This is a genomic window from Enterococcus malodoratus (assembly GCF_027659535.1).
GTDB classification, from domain to species: domain Bacteria; phylum Bacillota; class Bacilli; order Lactobacillales; family Enterococcaceae; genus Enterococcus_A; species Enterococcus_A malodoratus.
This window is the reverse complement of sequence record NZ_JAQDPG010000005.1, coordinates 165286-189324: the sequence shown is the minus strand read 5'-3', so window position 1 is coordinate 189324 and position 24039 is coordinate 165286. Positions and strand designations below refer to the sequence as shown.

Annotated in this window: 27 protein-coding genes; 20 read left to right on the top strand and 7 right to left on the bottom strand. The window is 42.3% G+C overall.

Annotated features, from left to right (window positions below):
- The first annotated feature begins 340 nt into the window (after positions 1–340).
- The 8 genes from PGP85_RS10065 (at position 341) to PGP85_RS10030 (ending at position 7669) form a co-directional block, all read left to right on the top strand.
- Positions 341–760: a MarR family winged helix-turn-helix transcriptional regulator gene (locus PGP85_RS10065; protein ID WP_010742661.1), complete on the top strand. Its 420-nt coding sequence runs from the start codon at positions 341–343 to the stop codon at positions 758–760.
- 81 nt (positions 761–841) lie between these two features.
- A complete protein-coding gene (locus tag PGP85_RS10060; RefSeq protein ID WP_270327354.1) occupies positions 842–2218 on the top strand; it encodes an MATE family efflux transporter in 1377 nt (458 codons plus the stop codon).
- A gap of 226 nt (positions 2219–2444) precedes the next feature.
- The gene (locus PGP85_RS10055; RefSeq protein WP_270327353.1) at positions 2445–3530 is read left to right on the top strand and encodes a glycosyltransferase family 1 protein; all 1086 of its coding nucleotides are present in this window, start codon (positions 2445–2447) and stop codon (positions 3528–3530) included.
- Positions 3531–3800: 270 nt separating this feature from the next.
- Complete coding sequence (locus PGP85_RS10050) at positions 3801–4148, top strand: hypothetical protein (protein WP_270327352.1); 348 nt, start codon at positions 3801–3803, stop codon at positions 4146–4148.
- Between the two features lie 190 nt (positions 4149–4338).
- Positions 4339–5043: a response regulator transcription factor gene (locus PGP85_RS10045; RefSeq protein ID WP_090404161.1), complete on the top strand. Its 705-nt coding sequence runs from the start codon at positions 4339–4341 to the stop codon at positions 5041–5043.
- 3 nt (positions 5044–5046) lie between these two features.
- Positions 5047–5952 carry a sensor histidine kinase gene (locus tag PGP85_RS10040; protein ID WP_270327348.1) on the top strand — a complete coding sequence of 302 codons (906 nt, stop codon included), beginning with the start codon at positions 5047–5049 and terminating at the stop codon, positions 5950–5952.
- A 78-nt stretch (positions 5953–6030) separates the two neighbouring features.
- The gene (locus PGP85_RS10035; protein WP_010742667.1) at positions 6031–6951 is read left to right on the top strand and encodes an ABC transporter ATP-binding protein; all 921 of its coding nucleotides are present in this window, start codon (positions 6031–6033) and stop codon (positions 6949–6951) included.
- Positions 6944–7669: an ABC transporter permease gene (locus tag PGP85_RS10030; protein ID WP_010742668.1), complete on the top strand. Its 726-nt coding sequence runs from the start codon at positions 6944–6946 to the stop codon at positions 7667–7669. The genes PGP85_RS10035 and PGP85_RS10030 overlap by 8 nt, the downstream gene beginning before the upstream one ends.
- Before the next feature lie 61 nt (positions 7670–7730).
- On the opposite strand, the gene PGP85_RS10025 is transcribed toward PGP85_RS10030, so the two are convergent.
- A complete protein-coding gene (locus PGP85_RS10025) occupies positions 7731–9023 on the bottom strand; it encodes an FAD-dependent oxidoreductase (protein WP_010742669.1) in 1293 nt (430 codons plus the stop codon).
- Positions 9024–9218: 195 nt separating this feature from the next.
- On the opposite strand from PGP85_RS10025, the gene PGP85_RS10020 reads away from it, so the two are divergent.
- Entirely contained in the window at positions 9219–9821 is a 603-nt protein-coding gene (locus tag PGP85_RS10020) for a TetR/AcrR family transcriptional regulator (protein ID WP_010742670.1), read from the top strand.
- Positions 9822–9831: 10 nt separating this feature from the next.
- Positions 9832–10215 carry an MmcQ/YjbR family DNA-binding protein gene (locus PGP85_RS10015; protein ID WP_010742671.1) on the top strand — a complete coding sequence of 128 codons (384 nt, stop codon included), beginning with the start codon at positions 9832–9834 and terminating at the stop codon, positions 10213–10215.
- A 16-nt stretch (positions 10216–10231) separates the two neighbouring features.
- Here PGP85_RS10015 and PGP85_RS10010 read toward each other — a convergent pair whose 3' ends face one another.
- Positions 10232–10525: a hypothetical protein gene (locus tag PGP85_RS10010; protein WP_010742672.1), complete on the bottom strand. Its 294-nt coding sequence runs from the start codon at positions 10523–10525 to the stop codon at positions 10232–10234.
- 192 nt (positions 10526–10717) lie between these two features.
- Here PGP85_RS10010 and PGP85_RS10005 point away from each other — a divergent pair, with 192 nt between their 5' ends.
- Both PGP85_RS10005 and PGP85_RS10000 read left to right on the top strand, forming a co-directional pair.
- Positions 10718–11557 (top strand): aldo/keto reductase, encoded by an 840-nt coding sequence (locus tag PGP85_RS10005; RefSeq protein WP_010742673.1) that lies wholly within the window; start codon positions 10718–10720, stop codon positions 11555–11557.
- A gap of 145 nt (positions 11558–11702) precedes the next feature.
- Positions 11703–12020 carry a hypothetical protein gene (locus PGP85_RS10000; protein ID WP_010742674.1) on the top strand — a complete coding sequence of 106 codons (318 nt, stop codon included), beginning with the start codon at positions 11703–11705 and terminating at the stop codon, positions 12018–12020.
- Between the two features lie 43 nt (positions 12021–12063).
- Here the strand turns inward: PGP85_RS10000 and PGP85_RS09995 are convergent, their stop codons facing one another.
- The 3 genes from PGP85_RS09995 to PGP85_RS09985 are packed head-to-tail and all read right to left on the bottom strand — an operon-like array spanning position 12064 to position 13908.
- A complete protein-coding gene (locus PGP85_RS09995; protein ID WP_010742675.1) occupies positions 12064–12708 on the bottom strand; it encodes an ABC-2 transporter permease in 645 nt (214 codons plus the stop codon).
- On the bottom strand, positions 12698–13444 hold the full coding sequence (locus tag PGP85_RS09990) for an ABC transporter ATP-binding protein (RefSeq protein ID WP_270327346.1): 747 nt from the start codon (positions 13442–13444) through the stop codon (positions 12698–12700). Before PGP85_RS09990 ends, PGP85_RS09995 begins: the two co-directional genes overlap by 11 nt.
- A complete protein-coding gene (locus tag PGP85_RS09985) occupies positions 13441–13908 on the bottom strand; it encodes a helix-turn-helix domain-containing protein (protein ID WP_010742677.1) in 468 nt (155 codons plus the stop codon). The genes PGP85_RS09990 and PGP85_RS09985 overlap by 4 nt, the downstream gene beginning before the upstream one ends.
- Before the next feature lie 184 nt (positions 13909–14092).
- Between PGP85_RS09985 and PGP85_RS09980 the strand changes: the two genes are divergently transcribed.
- From PGP85_RS09980 to PGP85_RS09970, 3 genes are all read left to right on the top strand, one after another.
- Positions 14093–14605 carry a hypothetical protein gene (locus PGP85_RS09980; protein WP_270327343.1) on the top strand — a complete coding sequence of 171 codons (513 nt, stop codon included), beginning with the start codon at positions 14093–14095 and terminating at the stop codon, positions 14603–14605.
- The gene (locus PGP85_RS09975) at positions 14595–15899 is read left to right on the top strand and encodes a glycosyltransferase family 2 protein (RefSeq protein WP_270327341.1); all 1305 of its coding nucleotides are present in this window, start codon (positions 14595–14597) and stop codon (positions 15897–15899) included. Before PGP85_RS09980 ends, PGP85_RS09975 begins: the two co-directional genes overlap by 11 nt.
- 179 nt (positions 15900–16078) lie before the next feature.
- Entirely contained in the window at positions 16079–17407 is a 1329-nt protein-coding gene (locus tag PGP85_RS09970) for a C39 family peptidase (protein WP_270327339.1), read from the top strand.
- Positions 17408–17452: 45 nt separating this feature from the next.
- Here the strand turns inward: PGP85_RS09970 and PGP85_RS09965 are convergent, their stop codons facing one another.
- Complete coding sequence (locus PGP85_RS09965; protein WP_010742681.1) at positions 17453–17668, bottom strand: zinc ribbon domain-containing protein; 216 nt, start codon at positions 17666–17668, stop codon at positions 17453–17455.
- A 150-nt stretch (positions 17669–17818) separates the two neighbouring features.
- On the opposite strand from PGP85_RS09965, the gene PGP85_RS09960 reads away from it, so the two are divergent.
- Entirely contained in the window at positions 17819–19114 is a 1296-nt protein-coding gene (locus PGP85_RS09960; RefSeq protein ID WP_010742682.1) for a putative DNA modification/repair radical SAM protein, read from the top strand.
- Positions 19115–19119: 5 nt separating this feature from the next.
- Positions 19120–19866: a TIGR03915 family putative DNA repair protein gene (locus PGP85_RS09955; protein ID WP_034708729.1), complete on the top strand. Its 747-nt coding sequence runs from the start codon at positions 19120–19122 to the stop codon at positions 19864–19866.
- Here PGP85_RS09955 and PGP85_RS09950 read toward each other — a convergent pair.
- Positions 19856–20227, bottom strand: coding sequence for a TIGR02328 family protein (locus PGP85_RS09950; protein ID WP_270327336.1), 372 nt, complete (start codon positions 20225–20227; stop codon positions 19856–19858). The genes PGP85_RS09955 and PGP85_RS09950 overlap by 11 nt on opposite strands.
- Before the next feature lie 139 nt (positions 20228–20366).
- Here PGP85_RS09950 and PGP85_RS09945 point away from each other — a divergent pair, with 139 nt between their 5' ends.
- From PGP85_RS09945 to PGP85_RS09935, 3 genes are all read left to right on the top strand, one after another.
- Positions 20367–21323, top strand: coding sequence for a cation diffusion facilitator family transporter (locus PGP85_RS09945; protein ID WP_010742685.1), 957 nt, complete (start codon positions 20367–20369; stop codon positions 21321–21323).
- A 217-nt stretch (positions 21324–21540) separates the two neighbouring features.
- On the top strand, positions 21541–23340 hold the full coding sequence (locus tag PGP85_RS09940; RefSeq protein ID WP_010742686.1) for a glycerophosphoryl diester phosphodiesterase membrane domain-containing protein: 1800 nt from the start codon (positions 21541–21543) through the stop codon (positions 23338–23340).
- Between the two features lie 176 nt (positions 23341–23516).
- On the top strand, positions 23517–24023 hold the full coding sequence (locus tag PGP85_RS09935) for a dCTP deaminase/dUTPase family protein (RefSeq protein WP_010742687.1): 507 nt from the start codon (positions 23517–23519) through the stop codon (positions 24021–24023).
- The last annotated feature ends 16 nt before the right edge of the window (positions 24024–24039 follow it).

The following is a 24039-nucleotide window of genomic DNA, read 5'->3' as shown; positions in this document are numbered from 1 at the left end:
TTCTTTCAATCCATTATAAAAAAATAATTATTAAAGAATATGTGTGTACTTAAATAATACTATATTTTGCGAAAAAAGTGATTATAAACAAAGAAAGTAACTTTACTAAACATTTATAGCGACAAGAAGCCAATTTGAAAATAAATTCTGAAGACTGATGTGGTTGTTCCATCCGCAAAACCGTCTAATTCGTATTCATGTAGGCTATTTTTTTCAAAACTCAAACTATTAGATAACTAATTGTTAGGTAGCGAATGTTTTTGATTGACATTCTTTTTCGCGACGTGTATATTCTTTTCGAACAGTTAGATATCTAATTATTAGCGAGGAGGGAATTCTTTTGGATAGAATGGTCGTTTCAAATTTATTGCGTTCGATCATGAATAAGTCTCGTGAATCGATGGAGCAGCGTGTTAAGGATATGGATGTCAGCCCGCAGCAAGGACGGATGATCTCATATATCGCGCAAAACGAAGATAAAGGTTTGATCCAAAAAGATCTGGCGGAAGTGTTTCAACGTCGCGGAGCCAGCATCACAAGTATGCTACAAGGTTTAGAGAAAAAAGGCTACATCGAACGGCGAATCCCAGAGAACAATGAGCGGCAAAAGAATATTTACGCATTACCCAAAGGGAAGGCCTTGGTTGCTGAGACCAACGAAGCCTTTTATGCGGCGGAGAAGGAATTAGTCCACGCCTTGAGCGAAGAGGAAGTCCAACAATTGACAGAGCTGCTCAGAAAAATTGATCACAGCCTCTAAAACGACAAGCAGCGATTGCCTGCTTGCAGCTAAATAGTTAGAATTCTAACATTTATAAATCTAATAGAAGAAGGAATTATCATGGAAGAACTTGAAGTCAATGAATCAAATATTTACTACTTAAAAGAAAGCCCGATCCGCAAAGCGATTGCCCATCTATCGATTCCCATGATGGTGGGGATTTCGGCTACAACAATCTACAATTTGATCAACGCCTACTTTATCGGCTTGATCCATGATACGAATATGATGTCCGCTATTACTTTGGCGATGCCGATCACGATCATTTTAATGGCGGTTGGAAATATGTTTGGTGTCGGCGGCGGAACATTTATTACCCGTCTGTTAGGCAGCGGCGATACTAACAAAGGCAAGCAGGTCGCTGGTTATTCCTTTTATACTAGCATTATTCTTGGTTTGATTATCGGAATCGCAGCGATCATCTTCATGAATCCATTTGTACATTTACTTGGTGCGGATGGTCAGACACTGCTTTACACGAAACAATATTCGACGATTTTGTTTGCCGGCGGCTTCGCCTTTGTCTTGAACTTTGCGTTAGAACAACTGGTTCGTTCAGAAGGTGCCTCAAAGGAATCGATGTACGGAATGTTCATCAGTGTCGCAGTGAGTATCGCGCTGGATGCGCTATTGATCTTAGTTTTCAATATGCATGTGATTGGTGCCGGTATTTCGACGGTAGTAGCGAACTTGGCTGCTACCGCGTATTATGTTTGGTTTTTAGAAAATAAAAGCGAATCGCTAAAAGGCTTTTTAAAACACTTCAAACTTTCCATCAAAGATCAATTAGAAGTCTACAAAATTGGTGTTTCTGAATTGTTTAAATCTGCCTTTATGATCGTGACAACGTTATTATTGAACAACTTTTCTGTTCAATACGGCGACAATGTCGTTGCCAGCTTTGGGATCGCGGTTCGGATCACACAATTGCCAGAATTTTTGACGATGGGGCTGTTTTTAGGGGCAATGCCGTTATTCGCTTACAGCTTTTCTGCACATAACACGAAACGCTTAAAAGAAGCGTTGAAAGAAGTCTCTTTATGGATCGGCGGTATCTCCATTCTCTTTGCGCTCGCTGTTTATCTATTCCGCGTACCTGTATTGGGTCTGTTTACGAGCGATCCGCGCGTGATACAAGTGGGATTGACGATTCTGGCTGCACAATTAGTATCTTCAGTCTTTAACGGATTTTCTGGACTCTTCACCGGAATCTTCCAGGCCTCTGGTTTCGGTGCTCAAACCGGCGTTATGTCAACGATTCAAGGGACATTCTTTATTCCAGTCGTGCTGTTATTGCACCATTTCTATGGCCTGAACGGTCTGATCTGGTCCATGACGATTACAGAAGGAATCGCATTTGTGGCTGGCGCAATTATGATGGTTCCGTATTTGAATAAATTGAATAAGAACGAATTGCCAGCGATGCAAGAACAATAAAAATGTCAAACTAACTACTGCTGAGAACGACCTCAAATTTTTGAGGTTGTTTTTTTATAGACTCAATGGGGTGGATAAGACGGTATATACTCAGATTTATTCATTATGATTAAAAGATAGAGTATTTCTAAGGCTATTTTTAGTTTATTCTGATGTATCATAAAAGTGGATTTAAAAACAAAGATCAAAAAAAATAATAACTTTAAAATAGAAGGAGAGCACTCTTATGCCAAAAACATTGTCGCAAATCACACTTTTTACCATGGGAAAAACGAATCTTGAGAAACGTATTTTGAAAGCGCACACAGAATCGCCGGATGCAGATACCACCATTCAATACCTTGTGGCTGTGCTGATTCGTCAATGTTTGTGCGTAAGTGACTTTGCAGGAATCTGCAACGACTTAATCAGAGAAATCTTTCTATTTGCGGAGCCGACAGAAGTGCTGCGCAAATTTTGTCCGCTGTTTCGCTATGCTTTTGAAAACGAAAAGGAATGGGACCAAGTCCTCAAACGTTTCTACAAAAATTCAAAACAAATCCACCGGTACAACAACCGTTTAGGCGACAGCAAAAGATACTTACTTGAAAAAACGACACCTATTGAAGCATTAGAAGGTCAACAATATAAAATTCTCTCGACCTTTGAAGATGCGATGGGCAAGGTGCATACGTGGAGTTTGCGAGATGCCGATCCGAATTCTTCGGCAACCAAAATCGATTCTGTCTTAGAATTGATGTCCTCTTTGACTATTTTCGAAAAGGATGACGTTCGACGTTTCGTTAAATTGGAAAACTCCGAAATCGACAACTGTACCCGCGATATCAAGATCAGAAAAGGGAAAATTGTGGAGGACACGAATCCAGTCGAGGAACTTCAAGCAGAAGTGGGACTATCACCAGAAGCTGATTTGGATGATTTAACGGAGGAAGAAAAGCTGGAAATAGTAAAATTACTTCTACCTGAGGGCATTGTTCTGACCGATACTCGTATGGAAGAACTCAAAAAAGAAGAATCGGTAAATGATTCGGACATTAATTCACCAGAAAAGTCGATCGCTGCTACAGCTCAAAAAGCTGAACCAATCATTGGTTCAACCGCATCCGCTCTCAAAGAACCGCCAAAAGCCGAAACCAAGAAACCCGCTGCACAGAAACCGATGGCACTTTCCGCAACAGAGAAAAGTCCCTATGCAGATTATAAAAAACCGAAAAGTAAGAAGCAAAAGCAGCGGGAATACGAAGATGGCCTGTGGAAAAAAACCAAGAAGGGCAAAAGTGATTCACGATCACGAAAAAGGAAGAAAAAGTAAGGGCGAATTTAGGATAAGTTGAGAAGTTTCTTTGGTATGACAAGTAGTTAAAGCCGCATCGACAGTTGAGTTTATTTGTTGTGGGTAGAATATTTTTGAATAGTTGAGAGACCATACATTTCTTTAAAAGTGAGTGTATGGTTATTTGGCTTTCAATTAGGTAATTTCGCCGGTGGAAACAATCATTGAGGTTCATTTTAACGGGTATATTAACAAGGAAACTAGAGTACAATATGATATGTGGATTGTTGATTTAAAAAGGAGAAAATAATGGGCGAAGAACAGAATCTTGAAAAGCAAAAAGTGGTCTATCTTTTACCGACAACGGCAGTGAGTTCTCCTATGAGCCGGATGTATGTTTTGTCTCATTACCGTGAGCCTGTCAAAAGAATGCAGGCTTGTTTTGGGGACCCTTATTTAGTGAAGTCGGATTTCGTGGATAATATAAAAAAATTTGAAGACGAGACTATCTATTTAGTACCTGAGCAATTTAGAAAGGTGCTAAATATGGATAAAATTGCTAAACATATTATGGTACCCTCGAATATTTTCTCTGATAAAGTTTTGGATGGCTTGCGTCGAGAAGTCGCTGTTTTTCAAATGCGCAGGCCGCTTTAAAACAGTGGCGGAACAGTAAATCAATCGAAATGAACAGTTGAATACAATCACTTCAGAGCACGTTCCTTTACTGGAGGGTGTTTTTCTTTTGTCTTTATTTATTCCTAAACCAAGGAAGTTTCGTCCGAAAGTGGGGTGAACTTTGCTAGAATTAAGAAGAGAATAATTATTTTTTACGAGGAGAAGGACGATGCAAGAGAAAATCAAGGTATTGATCATTGATGATGATCAGGAGCTTTGTTCGATTATTGACAAGTATTTGAAAAATGCTGATTATGCTGCCGAGTTTGCCCATACGGGTGCGGGTGGACTGAAGTTGGCGCTGACAGGCGATTATCATTTGATCGTGTTGGATATCATGCTGCCGCAGATTGATGGACTGAGTATTTTGACCGAGATTCGCAAGGAGAGTGTGGTGCCGGTCTTGATGCTGACGGCTAAGAATGAAGAGGCGGACAAGATTCGCGGACTGCAATTGGGGGCGGATGATTATTTGACCAAACCGTTTAGTATGGCGGAGCTGATGGCGCGAATCGATTCCTTGGTTCGGCGCTATACCCAGTTCAATCAAGCGGATCGTTTGGCAAAAACATTAACGTTAAATCACTTATCGATTGATGTGCAGAACCGATTAGTCTTGTTACATGGTATATACCTAGAATTAACAGTAAAAGAGTTTGATCTTTTATATTTTCTAGCTTCTCATAAAGGCCAGATTTTTACGAAGCGGCAAATCTATCAACAGGTCTGGGGTGAAGCCTATGCCTACGATGACAACAATATCATGTCGTTCATCAGCAAGCTGCGGAAGAAGATCGAGCCGAAAGCGTTGCCCGCTCCTTTCTTTATTCAAACAATCCGTGGTGTCGGCTATCGTTTTAATCCTAGGGGGTAAGAAATGATCGGGTTGAGTAGTATTTGTGTGCTTTTGGGTTTGATCTGTCTCTACCTTTTTGGAAAACTTCGCAAAAATAAACAGCAGCTGGCCCAAGCGTTGGTTGTTATAGAGGATGTCGGTCAAGGCAATCTTGATCGGAAAATTATCGCGGATGAAACTTCGGATGTTGCGGCGCTTTGTTTTAGACTCAATACGATCGTAGCGGAAATCAAGCAGCAGCTTAGTGGCTTGCAGGTGTCGGAGAATGAATATCGCAAACTGATTACGAGTTTGTCGCATGATGTTCGTACGCCGCTAGCTTCATTGATAGGTTATTTAGAGGCAATTAACGATGGGTTAGTAACCGAAGATGAGCAGCAGCATTATTTGCAGGCAGCTCAGGAAAAAGCGTTCGAATTAGAAAAATATATCGATACTCTTTTTGAGTGGGTCAAACTTGAATCGGGGGAACGGCGCTATCATTTTGAAAGGATCGATGTTTGCGAATTGCTGCGAGCCGGCGTTAGCGACTGGATCCCGCGAATGGAACCGCAGTTTAGTTATGAAATTGAGATTCCTGAAAAAGAGCTCTTTTATAAAGCAGATGCAGCGGCATTTCGCAGGATCATTGATAACTTATTGGAAAACAGTTTGAAACATAGTAATGGCGATAAAATTACGATCAAACTGACGGAACAAGATGAGCATCTTCAGCTTGAAATCGCGGATAATGGTCAAGGAATCGCGGAACAAAATTTGCCGCATATATTCGAACGGCTCTATAAAGCAGGTGAAGCTCGGGGGACAAAGGGCAACGGATTAGGTTTAGCGATTGTTCAGGAATTAGCAGCGGCCCATCACGGAGAAATCACTGTTCGCAGCGAACTTGGCGAGGGGACTAGATTTTTCCTAACACTGCCCAAATAAACCAGAGAAAAACAAGGATTCGGCAAGGTTAGGGCAAGGTGGCACTGCTAAGCTATAAGTATAGAAAGGATGGTCGCTATGGAAAAATTGATTATTAAAACCGCAGCCTTGTCGAAGCACTACAATGATCAGATTGTAGTAAAAGACGTTTCAATGACAATTCCCAAAGGAAAAATTTATGGGCTGTTGGGACGGAACGGTGCGGGAAAAACGACGATCATGAAAATGCTTTTAGGCTTAGCGGAAGCCAGTTCCGGCGAGATCGTATTATTTGGTCAAGCGCCTAAAAAGAATCCGTCAGTATACTCGCGAATCGGCAATATTATTGAGACACCGAGTTTTTATCCGTATTTATCGGGACCGGAAAACCTCAAAGTGTTCTCTAAATTAAAAGGTCAAACCCAAAGAAATAGTGTGGAGAAGGCGTTGAAACTGGTTGATCTGACACATGCTGAGCATAAACGGTTTGCGAATTATTCATTGGGAATGAAACAGCGGCTAGGGATCGCCAACGCCTTAATGAACGATCCGGAATTGTTGATCTTAGATGAGCCGACCAATGGATTGGACCCGATCGGGATTGTCGAAATCCGTAAACTGTTAAAAGAGCTGGCGGAGGTTCATGGAAAAACAATTTTGATTTCCAGCCATCAGTTGTCAGAAATCGAGCAAATCGCGGATATTATTGGCATTTTACATGATGGCGAGCTGCTGGAGGAATGTGATCTGGAAAAGATCGCGCAGCACAATCAGCGCTATATCAGTATCACTGTATCAGACGTGCATCAAGCCACGCGCTTGCTGGAAGAAGAGCTGAAGCTGACGAACTATACGGTAGACGAAGGGAACACGATCAAGATTTTTGATTTTACCTTTGAGCCGCAAACGATCAATCATTTATTGGGACAAAAAGGGATCGAAGTTTCCAGTCTGTTTATCGGTTCTGGCAATTTGGAAGAACACTTTCGGACGATTACAGGAGGTGTTGGCATTGCTTAATGTAATTTCTGCTGAGTGGATGAAACTCAAACGCAACCGGATTTTTGCAGTCTGCTCGTTGCTGACGCTGTTTGCCTCGGCTTTCATAGTATTTAAAGATTTAGTTATCGTAGAGAATCCGCCAGAGAATTATCAGACTTGGCTGATGAGTATTTACATAATTGTCGGTGCGCTTCTCTCGATCATGAGCGGTTTTATCATTACTTTTTTGATGCAGCGGGAATATGAAGACCGCACAATCAATAATGTTTTGACTGCTCCGACCTCGCGAATTAGATTTCTTTTAGGAAAATTAGCGATCTGGTTTATCTGGTATCTCGGAACCTTAGTCGGTGTCGTCATCATTTATGCAATCGGCGGCTGGCTGATCTATCCTGATACCTTCGGCTTTGCCGGAATGAAAAGCCTAGTAGTTACCATGCTTAAGTATTGTCTGTTGGGATTTGTGGCTGCGCTGCCGCTATTAACAGTGAGTGTGATGCAGCGAAAATTATTCTATCCCACAATCATGGTGGCATTGGCCTTTACTGGGATCGAAATGTTCGCGATGAACATGCCCTTCAAATTTGCCCGAGTTATTCCATGGTCGGCGGTGGTCGTTCAAAGCTTGGTCGAATTGCCCTTCAAAGAGGATCTATTAACCTTAGGAAGTATCTTTTTGACGGGGATCATTGGTTTCGTGGCGGCTTATTGGTTGTTTAAGAAACAGGATCTGTAATATTGGTTTTCGACATCAAAATAGCAAGAGACGCCAATAAATTTTGACGTCTCTTTTTTAGTTAAACTATTCCTGCTTGTTTCATTGCCTGCTGACCTGCTTGATTCAACAGATTCCAAGGGGTATTGAACAGCGGTTGGAAGAAGAAGTCTGTGTAGGCCAGCTGTTCAATGGTAAAACCTGCTTGGATCGCTAAAGAGACCGTATTGATATAGGCGGTCAAGTCTTTTTTCGAGAGAATCTGTGCACCTAAAATTTTCAATGTTTTTGGATCGTAAAATAATTTGAACAGCACCTCTGCATTGACTGGTGCAGAGAGATGATTGTCCAAAATCTTTTGCTTAAGGAAAACGGATCCTACCTCGGTACCGAATCGCTCACTAGCCGGCGTGTTCAGCCCAGTCGAAGCAAACATGTAATCGAATAATTTCAAGCCGGACGATCCTTGTACCCCTTCAAAGGGATGTAGCTTTTCCGTTAGATTGCGCACAGCAAAGCGCCCTTGACGAACGGCATTAGTCGCTAATTGAATCGTCAGTTCTTGTTTGGCAGCGTTGGAATAAACCGTTGTGGCATCGCCAATCGCAAAAATATCTGGTTCACTCGTTTGCATATAGTCGTCGGTTTTAATCATTCCGTTTGGTAGCAATGTAATTGCATCTTTTAGCCAAGCAGTATTAGGACGAGCCCCTGCCGATAATACGACAAGCTCTGCGGAAAAAGTTGCTTGGTCGGTTACGACTTCTTTAACAGTTCCTTCACCGACAAATTTTTCAACCCGCTGGCCGAGAGCGAGAGTGACACCGTGCTCAGTCATTTCTTTTGCTAAAACAGCAGTCAGTTCTGAATCTAAGTAGGTTGCTAAAGGGTGATCGAAAACATCGATCACAGTGACTTTCTTCCCAGCAGCGGCAAAAATCTCGACCGCTCCAATCCCAATGTAGCCTGCTCCGATTACAACGACGTGGTTGATTTCTGGGTCAAGTGCAGCTTGGCGCAAACCGTTCATATCTTGGCGGTTGCGCAATGTTTTGATCTTCGCTAATTGATTACCGGGAACAGGTAATTTCGCAGCCATTGCTCCAACGCCAAGAATCAACTTGTCATAGCTTTCTTGTAAGCTCTTGCCTCCAGCTTGCACTTCGATCATGTGTTTTTTCGGGTCGACATTGGTTACTTTACTATGGCTGAAGAGCTTGATTCTTTCAACAGGGATGTTTTTAAGCTCTGATCCGACTAAGGCTGGAATATCTCTTTGGTCAATCCATACTATTTCTGTAACATCGGTTCTTTCTGTTAAAGCCGCGACTGCTTCTAAACCGCCATGTGAGGCGCCGATAACGATAACTTTCATCATACATTCTCCTTTTTCAATTTGATGCCTTCATTCTTTGAATGTATCGAATTGATTTTAAGTACATTGCGTATCTTAAACTGAAAATATCATACATCTCGTCTCTTAAATATTCAATAAAAAACAACGTGTATCTTACTTTTTTTAAGGCACGTTTTAACCTATAATGACTCTAAAGGAATAGAGGCGAACATAATGGAGAAAAAAAAGCTTCAACGCAGACGAGGTGACCGCCTGGATGCGGAGATTTTTCGTGTGACATATCAATTGTTAGAAAACGAAGGCTATCAGGCGGTGACTTTTGCACGAATCGCTCGTGAAGCAGAAACGAGCCGCTCAGTCTTATATCGTCATTGGGATACGCCGTTTGATTTAGTGTTTGAGGCAGTTCATGATCGTAATCGTTCAGTGGAATTTGATATGCATGATCTGGACTTTGATCAGGGAAGTTTAGAGGAGGATCTTTACTATGTGGGTGATAATTTTTTGACGTGGCTGACCAGTGTTCCGACTTCTTTTAATCAGATGATGTTGCTAGAGATTCAAAATCAACCGAAACGAATCAAACAAATCATGCAAGAAGCGAGGATCTACAATATTTCGGTAATGGAACACGTATTAAAAAATGCGCGAAGACGAGGCGAGCTGACTAAATTTCCGCCTGAAGAAACTAAGCTTGCACTATTTCAGATCATTCGATGCAAGGTCATTATTGAAAGTGCGGATGTTACAAAAAAAGAATTGCGGGTTTTGGTGAGGTCGGTGGTCAAGCCAGCAATCCAACATTTTGACTATTAAAGGAGGAGTTATGGAAAATTCAGTAATGCAAAAACGTATCGAAACGTTTAAGGCGTTCGGTGAAACGTTAAAAGGCGCGAAAGTCTATTTTCGCGAAGATTGGGAAGTGCTCTATTTTGATTTGCAGGGCAAGATGTTTGGGATGATGAGTGATCAGGCTAGCGAGGATGCTATCATTACATTGAAAAATCTGCCGGAGAAAAACGAGGAGCTGCGGGAAATCTATGCGGGAACGGTGATACCAGGCTACTATACGAATAAAAATCATTGGAATTCGATCAAGCTGGCCAGTGAGGAACTGTCGGATGAGGCCATCAAGCAATTGATCGAAACCTCCTACCAATTGGTGTATCAGAAGTTAACAAAGAAACTAAAAGCTGCAATTGAAGAATAAAAAAATGACGCTGCGATTATGCAGCGTCATTTTCATTTTTTTTCTCCGACCAATGCAGGGCGAGGTAGTAGCCAGTAATGCCCATACCAATTATAAAGCAGGCGGCATCGAAACTATTAATGTCTGGTTTGAAGAGCGCGTAAATGATCACAACGATCAGCCAATTCGCTATCCCCCATAAAACATTCGTGGAGGCGGAAGCCGGCTTTTTCCAAGGAACATCCCATCTTTCGGCGGTGATTCCCTTAACAAAATGGGGGACCCCATTCGCAAATAGCATGCCCAGAACTATACAAATAATCGAATCCATTGTAATCTTCTCCTTCTCACGTGTTCAATCTGTAGTATACCTCTTTCCTTGTCTTTTTTCTGCCTATTCTCAAATTTTTTTCTGTTGAACTGAGCAGAGGATTTAACAGCCGAGAGTTTTTGATGTTAAGCTGAAAAGTAATAGCTGTTCTTGCGACTTAGCGAGAGGCTCAAAATAAGGAGGAATTTGAAGATGAAAGCACCATTGATTACATTGAATGACGGTCATCATTTGCCGGCAGTAGGCCTAGGTACGTATCAGATTCGCGGAGGAGAAGGACTTGATCAGGTTTTGACGGCGATCCAAGATGGCTACCGTCTGTTAGATACCTCTACCAATTATGATAGTGAAGGGATCGTCGGTGAAGCGATTCGCCGTTCAGGAATTCCTCGTTCGGAATTTTTTGTGACGACGAAGCTACCGGGCAAATACCATCATTATGAGGATGCGTTGATGATGATTCAGGAATCGTTATTCCGCATGGGCTTGGAGTACTTTGATTTGTATTTGATTCATTGGCCGCTGCCGAAACGTAAACTATACGTTGAAGCATGGCAAGCGCTAGTCACAGCTAAAAAATTAGGATTGATCCGTTCCATCGGTGTTTCTAACTTTGAACCGGAACATTTAGATAAAATCATTGAAGCGACTGGAGTGACACCAGCCGTCAATCAAATTGAACTGCATCCTTATTGGGTTCAAGAGCGGATGGTCAAAGCCAATCAAGAACGCGGAATCATTTCTGAGGCGTGGAGTCCTTTAGGGCGTGGCAGCGATGCACTGAAGGAATCAGTGATTACTGAATTAGCCGAAAAATACGGCAAAAATCCTGCTCAAATCATTTTGCGCTGGCATGTACAGCGTGGAGTTGTGCCGATTCCTAAGTCACGCAATTTGCAGCATCAGCGGGAAAACTTAGCGATCTTTGATTTTGAATTGTCCCAAACAGAAATTGAACGAATTAATCTGCTGGAAAAAGCGGATGGCCGGATTGAGGGGCAAGATCCAAACGAGTATGAAGAATTCGATTAAGACTACTATCAACTTTGTCCTTATCATTAACTAGAAAATAACCGAAATGCATACAATTATTTTATAAACCATTAAGTTTTTCATTCAAAAACGTTTTCAACTGTGGCATACTGAAAAGTAAGAGGATGTTTCAGGGGAGGATGCAATGAAAAAAGTAGTGGCACTGGTGGCGGTATTGGGAGCGGCGTTTCTATTTTTTTGGTTCAATCAAAAAGATGACGTGGCAGTCGAGGATAAGGCGACACCTGATTTTTCACAAACAGAGCAGGTCGAACATCGTGAAGATTTTTTTACGAATCGCGATCTGAACGAGCTAGAGCAGGTGACATATTCGCGCCACAAAGAACTGACAGATGATCTGACTGGTGAGGGTAAATTGGTTAGAAAATCTACTCAGAAAGAATTTGTTGGGGCAAAGGCAAATGAGGATGGTCTGACTTGGACCGGTTATTTCGAGAAGTAAAAACGTTTTGATCGCGAAGATCAAAACGTTTTTTTTGATGCAATTATAGATTGACCTGACTAAAATTACGGGCAGAGATCTTATACGTAGCCCACATTGCAATAATATAGATCAGCAGCCCCGCTCCTAAAATAGGAAGTTGCTGCATCTGCTGATCAAAGACAACACTGTCTAACCAGGCTAGTGTCGGAAAATGCACGAGGACTTCGACTAACATCGCTACAATAGTTGCCGGAACGAGCGCCTTTAAAAAAGAGCTCCCGACCTTATAAGCAGTCTGAAAATAAGTCGTTAGAAAGATAAAATTAAAGCAGGCAAAGATGATCAAGCCAAAGCCGTAAAAGGCAACGTTGGCTTCGATGCCAACGGGATTAGGTCGAGAAGAAAGGTGCAGCCGCAGAAAAGCAAAAGGAATCGAAATCAAGATCGTCATCATTTGGGAGACAAGCAAGACCAGCCATTTACTTAAAACGACTTCGGATCTTTTTAACGGCAGCAGGGTCGAATAATAAATGTCGTTCGTTTCCCGGGTGTACATCAGATTAATAAAGTTTCCGATCAGTCCAAAGATAAAGACCATCGTATAAGGGTAGCCGGGAATCAAAACTAGTGGCCCCATCAAAGTAAAAACAAACAGATTGGGATGTGCGGCTAAGCGAAGCTCTTTGTAAAGTAAATTAGAAATCATACTGTTTCCCCTCCATTCGGACCATGATGTCTTCTAAACTAAGTGATCCCGTTTCATCCGGTCGTTTCAATCTTTGAAAATCTTCAATAAAAACGTCCTTGGGAGCATCTTTGATCAGTTCCCCCTCTTTGATATAAATGATCGAATCTGCACACTTTTCTAAATCAGAGGTAATGTGCGTCGAGAATAAAATACTTTTGTCGCCATTTTTAACGATCTGCAAGAAAATCTCGATCAGTTCATCGCGGGAAACCGGATCAAGCCCGCTGGTTGGTTCATCAAAAATGAATAATTTGGCCTGATGGGAAAGTGCTAAAGCAATCAAATATTTCACTCGCATCCCAGCCGAAAGTTCCTTGATTTTTTTATTAGGGTCTAGCGAGAACAGCTTCAAAAAATTTTGATAAGCTGCTTCATCCCAATCCGCATAGAATCGTTTGGTAACTTTGGTGATGTCTTTGACTTTCTTTTCTTTATAGAAATCGATCCCGCCTAAAACGACACCCGTCTTTTGTTTGCAAGACAGTTCATTTTCCAAAAATATCTTTTCAAACATAAGTACACTGCCCTGATCAATCGGAATTAAGTTTAATAGCGCTTTCAATATAGTAGTCTTACCGGCGCCGTTAACGCCGATCAAACCGATAATTTTCCCTTCAGGTACTTGAAAGCTGACATTTTTCAAAGTAAATGTCGGGTAGTTTTTTGAGAGTTCTTTTACCTCCAGCAGATTCATTCGGATTCCTCCTTTGGTTCAAAAATTTGATCCATCATATGTCCGGTGATCCGCATGAAATTTTCACTATCCACCAAAGCCAGACCGGCTGTGGCTGGATTCGTATCGCCTAAGACGACCAATGTATCTCCAGGTTGGATATTGAGCGTATCCCGTGCTTTTTTTGGTAAAACAATTTGCCCGCGGGCTCCGACTGGAACGGTCCCAAAGATATGTTTGCCGGCCGGTCCAATGGGCAGGCCGTTGTCTTCTTGATTGTGATGGATCAAATCGGTCAAAGTAACATCGTAGAGACTAGCTAAAGCGTCACATTTTAAGACATCCGGCAGAGAATCCCCATTCTCCCATTTAGCGACTGCTTGACGTGATACCTCCAATCGTTCTGCCACATACTCTAGCGACCAATTATTTCGATTTCTTAATGACCGCAAATTGTTTGCGATCGGATTATTCTGATTATTCATACTTTTCATCCTCCTTGATTACACTTTAGCGTACTTAAATAAAAATGAGAACCAACTATTTGCGACGGAAATGGTTACCTTTAGTTACGCATCCGTAAAAATAAAGGGCGCTTAATTTATGAAAGCAAAAATGTTGTGTTTTCAGAAAACGGAGTCATAATGGTGGAGGAAAGAAGGGGTACCTGTGAAAGACCAAGAGAATCGCCATGAAGAAGAGAAGCGTTTTGTTAGTGATCATTTTTTTGAAAAAGGCCATTGGTGGAACAAGTTTTATATTGGTTTATTGACGATCGTAGGCTGGATTGCCGTATTTATCCCGATCTATTGGACAGTTTCTTCCACGCTGTTAAAAAATGATTCAAAGTTTTACCATGTTTGGAGTGATCGCACGGGCGAGGCGATCTATTATCACACCGGTTTTTTGTTTCTTGTCTCTTTGGCGATTATTTCAGTTGGTATCCTTTTTTTGACGCTGCATAACAACTACCGGATCAATCATCACGAAAAGGTAAAGCAACTTTATGATGGCGAAGGGCTGCAAGCGAGAAAAACAGCGTTGAACGAATTTTATACAGAACGTTTTGGGCCAAAAGAAACGCGCCATGCCACACGCTATTACTCTGTGCCGGAAAATAAAAATTTTGATGATGCCACGATTCGCGAACTTTACAAGGAGACAGAACAACATGACGATTGATACAGGCTATCCCATTTTAAGTGCGGTAGTGAATGTTTTGCTATTTATATTGGTTAGCTACCCCATTTTGGGTGCTTTTGTTTGGTTGATTGAAGTGCTGTTTTACCGCTTCTTGTTTAATAATAAGAAGCTCAGCTTCGAGAAGATTTCCGAGGCTGAGGAGCCTTTTGTAACGATCATGGTGCCTGCTCATAATGAAGAAGTCGTGATCGAAGACACCTTAGAGTATCTGCTTAATGAATTGAACTATCATAATTACGAGGTGCTAGTTACAGACGACGGCTCAACGGATCAAACACCAGAAATTTTGACCCGCCTGCAAGAAAAATATCCGCGCTTACGTGTTTTGCGGATTGAAAAAAATAAAGGCAAGGCTCACGCGTTTAATATCGGTATTGGGTTTGCTAAAGGTGAATACATATTAAGCAACGATGCGGATACGATTCCAGAAGCAGATGCTCTTTGGAAATATATGAACTATTTTATGACCGAGGCCGATCAGAATACAGCGGCGGTCACTGGCAATATGGACGTTCAAAATCGTTCGAAAATCATTGAGAAGGCGCAAACTGTGGAATTTTCCAGTATCGTCGGTGTGATCAAACGAGGCCAATTGGGGACGTTAGGCACGATGTACGCCTACAGCGGTGCGAATACGATGTATAGAAAAGATGCGTTGATCGATGTCGGCTTGTTCCGGCAAGACCGTGCGACTGAAGACATCAGTATCGCATGGGATCAGCAATTAAATGGCTGGATTCCGACGTTTGCACCGGACATCATGTTCTTTATGGCAGTTCCTAATACGTTAAAGATGCTGTATCTCCAACGAAAACGCTGGGCCAAAGGCGGCACTGAAGTTTGGTTGACGAACATGAAAAATGTACTGGTTCATCCAATCAAGTATTTTGAACAATTGCTGCTGTTTGCTGATCAGACCTTCAGTATTTTGTGGAGTTTGTACTATTGGGTGTTCTTAGCCTTTTTTGTGGGAATGCTGCTCCAATCAGTTTTCATTGGGGACTACCAACGCATTTTTCACATGCTGGCGCTCTCCTTCATCTTCATAAACTTTGAGATGCTGGCCGGCTTTCTGCAGGTGGTGGCGGCTTTGATCATTGACGATGACGGTCGAAAATTCAAATACCTGATTTTTGCGCCGTTTTACATGCTGATCTATTGGATGATGAATGCTCTGACGATCGCCACGACATTTGTTCCAGCAGTCAAAACGATTTTAGGCTTCGGCACAGGAACATGGGTCAGCCCGACACGAGTATCGATCAGTAAATAATTGAAGAAGCATTGCTCGTTAAGTGTTCGTGAACTTCTGCGAATACTTAACGAGTTTTTTTATAGATCGCTGAACAAGCTAAATAGAAGACTTAACTAGAGCCAGCACGTACAATATAAGAATCGGTACAATGAAAAAACGTTATCTTATTTTAAGGAAATTCAGAAAGGAATGTTTGGATGAAAAAAAGTGTCTTGTTGGTTTGTTTGGTAACTCTTTCAGCGTTTGCCGCCCCAGCGGCGGTTCAGGCGGAGGATGAGCTGCAAAGCTCCGCTGTAACGTCGAATAGTTCTACTATGGATAGTGGTTCTTCGGAAAGTGATTCTTCAAAAACTGGCATCGCTCCAGCTGAAGCACCGCAATCGGAGGCCGTTCCAACTGCAGAGGCGGATACCCAGCCGCAAACAGCAGTTGTAAATGGCGAGGTTGTCACATTAGAACCGCCAGTCAAGGAAGGACAGGCAGAAGCAGATGCGACTCAAGCACCGAAGGAAGAGCTGAGACAAGGAAATGCTCGTGCTTCAAGAGCGGCTGTTGCGTCAATTCCAATGTATCGTCTATACAATCCGAATAGCGGGGAGCATTTTTACACCAAGACGACTGGCGAACGGGACCATCTGCGTTCTGTCGGTTGGCGCTATGAGGGAATTGGCTGGCAGGCTCCTACTGGTGGAAGTCCTGTTTATCGTTTGTACAACCCGAATGCGGGTGACCATCACTATACATTGAATGCTGGTGAACGGGACCAGCTGAAAAAAGTTGGTTGGCGAGATGAAGGGATATCTTGGTATTCCCCAAGCTCAGGTACGCCGTTGTATCGGTTATATAATCCGAATGCTAAGGCCGGGTCGCATCACTACACGCCGATTACCTCTGAACGCGATCAGTTGAAGAAAGCCGGCTGGCGGTATGAAGGAATTGCTTGGTACGCGGTTGGCAGCGGGGAACAAAGCTATGAGGATTACCGTTTATTAGGTGTGCGCAATTATAATCAATATGCGCTTGGTGCACCAAGCGGCTGCGAAGGGGCTTCGTTGCTGCAAGCCCTGCAATACAAAGGCAAGCTGACGAATTGGAGTCTGCGCTCCTTCCTAAACACTATTCCGAAATCAACGAACGGCAATCCGAATAGCGGTTTTGTCGGTTCGCCGTTTGTGGAAAATTCTTATACTTATTCGGCCATCTATCCAGCTCCCTTGACCAGTTGGGGACAAAAATACGGCAATGTTCAAAATATTTCCGGCAGCTCAATGAACACCTTGATCAATGAAGTGAAAAACGGCAATCCAGTCGTTGCATGGGTAACGATCAATTTCCAACCGATTCGTTGGGGGAATTGGAACTTTGGTGTTGCTGCGAACAACAATCATGCGGTTACTTTAGATGGTTTCAACAAGGCTGGAAATCAAGTCCACGTCTCTGACCCGATCAGCGGTTCTTATTGGCTGAGTCGTACGACTTTTGAAAATATCTACAACGCAAGAAAATATGCGGTGGTCGTTCGATAAGCGAGCGCAAAATAAAAAAAAGCGGCGACTGCCGCTTTTTTTTATTTAGCCTCCACCCATGAGGAAGTCAAGAATATTCCAGCCATCAGAGGTTTCGCTGCGATAAAGTTCTGTATACCCGCACTGCTTACAGCTGATCGTGGTAAATTTTTTGTTTTGAATGTCGAAAATCTTTGAAAAATTTCCACCCGTTGCTTGAAACTGATCGGACGTATAATGCTGCGACCCGCATTTATCACAAACATATTGTTTCCTTTCCATCTTTTTCACACTCCTTTGATGTCTTAAATTATAGCAAATCCAGCGCGGCCTTCATCCGTCTTTAGGAGTATCTATCAAATTCTTTTTTGACAAGTCTGCTTTTTTTTGGTTAAATAAGAACATACGTTCGTATAAGGAGGATGTTTTTCGATGGAACTGGAGAGAAAAATAGAGATTTTAGCTGAATCTGCGAAATATGATGTTTCCTGTTCCAGCAGCGGTGTCGAAAATAATACGCGGCCAGGAACAGTCGGCAGTACCCAGCTTTCAGGAATTTGTCATTCGTTCACACCGGATGGCCGCTGTGTATCGTTATTGAAGCTGCTGTTTACCAATGCCTGCATTTTTGATTGTCATTACTGCATCAATCGAAAATCAAATGCCATTCCACGAGCGACCTTCACGCCGCAGGAAGTGGCGGATTTAACGATGGATTTTTACATGCGTAATTACATCGAAGGTTTATTCTTGAGTTCTGCGATTATCAAAAACTCGGACTACACTTGCGAACTCTTGATTAAAACTTTGAAAATTTTACGCGAAGAAAAAGGTTTTCGCGGGTATATCCACGTCAAGGCGATTCCCGGCGCGGATGAAAAGCTGATCGAACAATTAGGCTTTCTGGCAGATCGGATGAGCGTCAATGTCGAACTGCCTTCCCGCGAAAGTTTGAAATTGCTGGCTCCGGATAAAGATCCGTTTGACTTATATAAACCCATGAAGCAGATCACGACGGTAAAAAAAGAACAGGAATTTTTACCAGCGGTTCGGCGCGGACCAAGTTTTGTGCCAGCTGGGCAGTCAACACAGATGATTATCGGGGCCAGTCCTGAGAGTGATCGCTCGATCGTGAAGATTTCGGAGAATTTGTATCAAAAATATCAGTTGAAGCGGGTGTACTATTCGGCCTATATCCCCGTCAATCAAGACAATTTATTGCCAGCGGTCACGACTGAACCGCCATTGCTGCGGGAACACCGTTTGTATCAGGCGGATTGGCTGCTGCGCTATTACAAGTTCAGTGCCGATGAAATTTTGTCTGAGGATAAGCCGAATTTCAATCTCTATCTTGATCCCAAAGCCAATTGGGCGGTGCAAAACTATCAACGCTTCCCCGTAGATGTGCAGACCGCGCCTTATGATCAATTACTGCGAGTACCGGGGATTGGCCCAAAGAGTGCACAAAATATCGTAAAAGCCCGCAAGTATTATCGACTGCATCTGACCGATCTGAAAAAATTAGGAATCGTCATCAAACGGGCGCAATATTTTATTGCGTGTAATCATGAGACACCCGCGGGTTTGATCAAAGATCCTGAATGGATCATTACGTCATTGATCTCTTCAAAGCAATATGAAGTATTGAAAAAGCACAACACGCAATCAACGAGTGAGCAATTGTCATTATTTGATGTGGAACGGTTTGAACATGCGAAGAGTAGGTGAGGATGATGCAAGAATCAGCAGAGCATTGGGAATATGATGGCAGCTTTTTAGGATTTATGACGATCGTGGATCGCAGCTTCCGCGAAAAAAAGTTTCCGGCATTGATCCTATCACCAGAAACAGCAGTGGAAAGTTTATTTTTGTCCGAATGGGTCACGACCGATCCGAGGCGGGGTGAGAAAATTTATCATCGCTTGCGCCAACGGCTGCGGCCGGAAAACTTTTTGTTCATCCAAAATGGTTTCTACGCGACCCTTGAAGGTAAAGAACGCTATTTGCTGGATGCTATCGAGATCGCTTTGCAGACAAAGGATTTGCTGGAAAATCATTTAGGGCATCCATCGATTTTAGCCCTGCGGAAAAGTATTCGAACAATGTTGGGAGAGAATCATGCATTGACGGGGTTTGTCCGCTTTGAGTATGTCGGAGATGTCTTGTTCAGCAAGATTAACCCGAAGCATTATGTAATGCCGTATCTTTGTCCACATTTTGCGGAACGTTACCCGCAGGAAAAAATCATGATTTATGACGAGACCCATGAGCTGCTGGGGATCATTGATCATGGCGACATTCATTTAATGGAAAATACCAGCTGTCCAGAGTTTGCGGAGGCGAGTGATGAACAGGAGATTCGCCAGCAATGGAAAACCTTCTTACGGGCAGTAACGATTGATGAGCGGGCGAATTATAAAGCACAGCGGAATCATCTGCCCTTGCGTTTTCGTGGAAATATGACGGAATTCAAGGCTTAGGCAGCAGGATGCCTTTTTGCGCGAGATTAAGCAGACACGCTTCTAAGTAGGCATCGTCATGTTCCGGATATAATGGATGGGTCACAGGCAGTGGTTTGATTGTTTCTAATAATGGCAGATTTTTTCCGCGATACAGCGGATCATGCCACAAAGGGTCGGGAGCATAGTCGCGTCTTTCCATTTCTGCTAAAACCAATAAATGAAATTGAAACAACTTATAATAAGGGTGAGTGAAGACATAGTCGACGGTTGCGTGTTTCTTTCCCCATCCCTTGCCTCTGAGCGCTGCCGCCTCACGATGTTGTCCCAATAATTGCGGACGAGGGAGCAGCGGGATCAATGCTTCGTGCCAAAGCCGCATGTTTTCTCCTCCAATCTTTCATTAAACTGATTTTTTCATAAATAGCGGAGCCTGACGAATGTTTTGCTTGGAGGGCTTTGCTTTTATGATTTTTCCTTTCTGATTTATAATAGGCATAATCAGGAAGCGAGTGAATCAAATGGAAGAGAAAAAAGCGCAAGGGTCGATGGCTGTATTAGCGGCGCTGTTTGCCAATGTGTTAGTGGCGATCAGCAAGTTTGTTGGTTACATGCTTAGCGGCAGTGCCGCGATGATGAATGAAAGTATCCACAGTGTTGTGGATTGCAGCAATCAGATATTGCTTTTATTTGGCGATCGCCGAGCGGCGCGAGGTCAAAGCGATTTGCATCAATTTGGTGAAGGGCGGGCAAAATATTTTTTCAGTACAATTGTCGCAACGATGCTGTTTTTCGGTGGGGGCGCGTTGGGTATTTGGGAAGCGGTGGAAAAATTATTTCACCCCAGTCATGAAGTCTCGAATCCTTTGATCGTATTAGGGATCTTGGTTTTCGGTATTTTAGTTGAAGGCAGTTCGTTACGCGTGGCCATCAAAGAAATTCATGAGCTGAATACAGACAAATTGCCATTATTTCGATTTTTACACGAGAGCCGCCACAGCGAGATCTTGATTATTTTCACGGAGGATTTTTGTGCGGTGATCGGGTTAGTATTAGCGATCATCGGGACCTTATTGACCATGTTTACAGGAAATCCGATGTTTGATGCATTGAGCGGACTATTAATCGGGATGATGCTGTTATTCGCCTCGATCTTTTTAGCACGGGAATTTTACAGTCTGATTATTGGAGAAAGTGTCTCTAAAAATGATCTGGAAAAAATCCAAAATGCTTTCAAACGTGACGAGGTCAAAAAAGTAATCGACATCAAAACCGTTCATTTAGGCCCAACGGAAGTAATGATTGCGGCGAAAATCGATATCGCGGATTCTTATGAAGGGGTCAGTTACGATGTAGTGAATAAAATTGAGCAAATGATCCGTAAAGCCTTACCCGATAAAAAAGCCTATATTTATATTGAGACTGACGAGTTTGATCCGAATTACGATCAAAAACGTCAAATCCAATCGGACACATGATCTTTGTGCCCGATTTTTTGCCAGTTCTACTTCCTGCTTTAGCAGTTTAGTTAGAATGGTATGCGTACGTAAACAAATTCATTTTTCTGTTTTTTAGAAAAATGATTACATCAAAGCATGCAGCTAGCTGCCAGTTCTACTTCCTGCTTTAACAGGTTAGTAAAATGGTATGCGTACGTAAACAGATTCATCATTATCCGCAGAGAGGAGTGGACAAATGTCTTCACTACGATTCTTTTTCACTTATTCAAAAGAATTTTTACGCCATTGGGGCAGTTACATTCTTTTGATCGTAGGAACGAATATTGTTTTGGAAATGCTGGTGATTCCCTGCGTCCAGTTTCTGGTCGCGTTCATTTTGAAACAAGGAAATATCCCGTATGTTTCTAATACGAATATTTTAACGATTTTAACGAAACATCCCGCTGTCTTGGGGGCCTTATTGCTGCTATTGGCACTGGTACTGACCCTGGTTTTTTTACAGTTCACTTTTCAGCTATTTGGAATCAAAAGTATTCAAACAAAAGAGGACCGTTCGTTATGGGAGCTATTTAAGCAATCCATCTATCACATGCGGCATTTACGACCGGCGACGTTTTTTTTCTTTCTATTTTATTTTGTTCTGATTTTACCTTTTGCGAATGCCATTTTTCGTACTCCTTTATTAAGCAAGGTGACGATTCCCGTATTTATTTTGGACTATTTAAGTGAGAACTTACTGTTTCTTCTATTATTGTCGATTGCTTCACTGGTCATTTCGTATATCGGGATTCGCTTGCTGTTCGTTCTGCCGCTGATGATATTTTCTGACGAAACGCCCAAACAAGCGGTGTCAAAAAGTTTGGCATTGACCCACCATCGCTTTTGGCATTATGCTTGGCGGATTTTCATTTTGACGGTTTTCTTAACGATCGTTTCTTATGTTGGGTATGGAATAAGCTATGGTTTGCAGGTTGGATTAGATTTGCTGCCGAAACCATTTCCAGCGATCGGTGCAATGCTTACCTTGACGAGTATCCAATTCTTCAGTCAATTAATGCTGGCTTGGGCAACTGTTTTGTATTTCAGTGTACTCGTACAAAAATTTCATCCGCTAGTGATCAGCGGTGAACGCCCGCTGCGTATGATTCGTCCAAGTTTGTGGACACGAATCGCCGCGATCCTGCTATGTATCTTTTTTGGCGGATCGATTCTGATCAATAATGTACTGTACTTAACTGGCTTGGCAGATTCTACACCGTTAACGATCTCTCATCGAGGAGTCGATAATGGCAACGGGGTGCAAAATACGATCCCGGCGATGGCGGCCACGATCAAAGAAAAGCCGGATTATATTGAGATGGATATCCAAGAAACTAAGGACAATCAATTTGTCGTGTTCCATGATAAGAATTTAAAAAATCTTACCGGTGAGAACAAAACAATCCGTGAACTAACACTGGCTGAGCTGCAAGATTTACATGCAACAGAGAATGGACATGTAGCTCCGATCGCAAGTTTTGATGATTATTTGGCTTTTGCCAATGAACATGGGCAAAAATTGCTGATTGAAATCAAAACGTACTCTGGGTATTCTAAATCAATGCTGGAAAATTTCATCAAGAAATACCAGCAGAATATTTTAACTCATCATCATCGAATCCACTCCTTGGATTATGATGTGGTGATCGGACTGAAAGAGAAAGCGCCAAAGTTGTATGTGAGTTATGTCTTACCTTATAATTTAGTTTTCCCGCAAACCCCGGCGAATGCTTATACAATGGAAGAAACAACGTTAACGAGTGATTTTGTTCAACGGGCCCATCAGGAAGAAAAAGATGTTTATGCTTGGACAGTCAATGACGCCGATTCAATGGATCGGATGATTTCTCTGAATGTTAACGGCATCGTGACGGATGATCTTAAAACATTGCAAAAAGAGATCAGAATTTATGAGGAAAATCCTTCCTATGCAAAACGGATCGAGATGTACATCAACCGTCTTCCAGCGCTGGATGAACGAATTGGTGAAAATTGATCAAAAGGCGCAAAAAATTCATTAAATTTCCATAGAGTTTTCGCAAAAGATTTTCGAACAGATGCCCGCTCTATGGTAGAATAGCAATATATTTCACAAAGGATGTCAGTTTCTTACCTCCCAGTTTTTTTATTGGGAGAATGCGAATTAGGCAATCAGTTAAAAGGGAGTTTACAATGAAAAAAAGAGGTTTTGAAGTTACCGCAGCGTATCAAGATAAGGCAATCAATTTACCAAAACGAGCAACTAAAAATGCGGCGGGCTATGATTTTGAAGCGGCAGAAGATATCGTGATCCCAGCGGTTTGGAAACAAATCATTCAACATTTTACCAAAGGGACAGAGGCAGCTGAAAAAATCGTTAAACCAGTCTTAGTTCCCACAGGTATCAAGTCTTATATGGGGCAAGATGAATATTTACAACTAGCGAATCGGTCCAGCAACCCGTTGAAGCGTTTCATGACGCTGAGCAATGGTATTGGAGTGATCGATAGCGATTATTATAATAACCCTGACAACGAAGGGCATATTATGTTCCAATTTTCGAATTTCGGTTTGACGGATATTCACATCAAAAAAGGTGAACGAATCGGACAAGGGATTTTCTTACCGTTTCTTAAGGCCGACAATGATGAAGCCGCTACAGAACGAACTGGCGGATTTGGTTCATCTGACAAAAAATAAACTATTAATCAAATGA

Coding starts and splice junctions, on each gene's coding strand:
- PGP85_RS10060 (WP_270327354.1), top strand. CDS start 842: ATGGAAGAACTTGAAGTCAATGAATCAAATATTTACTACTTAAAAGAA.
- PGP85_RS10055 (WP_270327353.1), top strand. CDS start 2,445: ATGCCAAAAACATTGTCGCAAATCACACTTTTTACCATGGGAAAAACG.
- PGP85_RS10050 (WP_270327352.1), top strand. CDS start 3,801: ATGGGCGAAGAACAGAATCTTGAAAAGCAAAAAGTGGTCTATCTTTTA.
- PGP85_RS10045 (WP_090404161.1), top strand. CDS start 4,339: ATGCAAGAGAAAATCAAGGTATTGATCATTGATGATGATCAGGAGCTT.
- PGP85_RS10040 (WP_270327348.1), top strand. CDS start 5,047: ATGATCGGGTTGAGTAGTATTTGTGTGCTTTTGGGTTTGATCTGTCTC.
- PGP85_RS10035 (WP_010742667.1), top strand. CDS start 6,031: ATGGAAAAATTGATTATTAAAACCGCAGCCTTGTCGAAGCACTACAAT.
- PGP85_RS10025 (WP_010742669.1), bottom strand. CDS start 9,023: ATGAAAGTTATCGTTATCGGCGCCTCACATGGCGGTTTAGAAGCAGTC.
- PGP85_RS10020 (WP_010742670.1), top strand. CDS start 9,219: ATGGAGAAAAAAAAGCTTCAACGCAGACGAGGTGACCGCCTGGATGCG.
- PGP85_RS10015 (WP_010742671.1), top strand. CDS start 9,832: ATGGAAAATTCAGTAATGCAAAAACGTATCGAAACGTTTAAGGCGTTC.
- PGP85_RS10010 (WP_010742672.1), bottom strand. CDS start 10,525: ATGGATTCGATTATTTGTATAGTTCTGGGCATGCTATTTGCGAATGGG.
- PGP85_RS10005 (WP_010742673.1), top strand. CDS start 10,718: ATGAAAGCACCATTGATTACATTGAATGACGGTCATCATTTGCCGGCA.
- PGP85_RS10000 (WP_010742674.1), top strand. CDS start 11,703: ATGAAAAAAGTAGTGGCACTGGTGGCGGTATTGGGAGCGGCGTTTCTA.
- PGP85_RS09995 (WP_010742675.1), bottom strand. CDS start 12,708: ATGATTTCTAATTTACTTTACAAAGAGCTTCGCTTAGCCGCACATCCC.
- PGP85_RS09990 (WP_270327346.1), bottom strand. CDS start 13,444: ATGAATCTGCTGGAGGTAAAAGAACTCTCAAAAAACTACCCGACATTT.
- PGP85_RS09985 (WP_010742677.1), bottom strand. CDS start 13,908: ATGAATAATCAGAATAATCCGATCGCAAACAATTTGCGGTCATTAAGA.
- PGP85_RS09975 (WP_270327341.1), top strand. CDS start 14,595: ATGACGATTGATACAGGCTATCCCATTTTAAGTGCGGTAGTGAATGTT.
- PGP85_RS09970 (WP_270327339.1), top strand. CDS start 16,079: ATGAAAAAAAGTGTCTTGTTGGTTTGTTTGGTAACTCTTTCAGCGTTT.
- PGP85_RS09965 (WP_010742681.1), bottom strand. CDS start 17,668: ATGGAAAGGAAACAATATGTTTGTGATAAATGCGGGTCGCAGCATTAT.
- PGP85_RS09960 (WP_010742682.1), top strand. CDS start 17,819: ATGGAACTGGAGAGAAAAATAGAGATTTTAGCTGAATCTGCGAAATAT.
- PGP85_RS09955 (WP_034708729.1), top strand. CDS start 19,120: ATGCAAGAATCAGCAGAGCATTGGGAATATGATGGCAGCTTTTTAGGA.
- PGP85_RS09950 (WP_270327336.1), bottom strand. CDS start 20,227: ATGCGGCTTTGGCACGAAGCATTGATCCCGCTGCTCCCTCGTCCGCAA.
- PGP85_RS09945 (WP_010742685.1), top strand. CDS start 20,367: ATGGAAGAGAAAAAAGCGCAAGGGTCGATGGCTGTATTAGCGGCGCTG.
- PGP85_RS09940 (WP_010742686.1), top strand. CDS start 21,541: ATGTCTTCACTACGATTCTTTTTCACTTATTCAAAAGAATTTTTACGC.
- PGP85_RS09935 (WP_010742687.1), top strand. CDS start 23,517: ATGAAAAAAAGAGGTTTTGAAGTTACCGCAGCGTATCAAGATAAGGCA.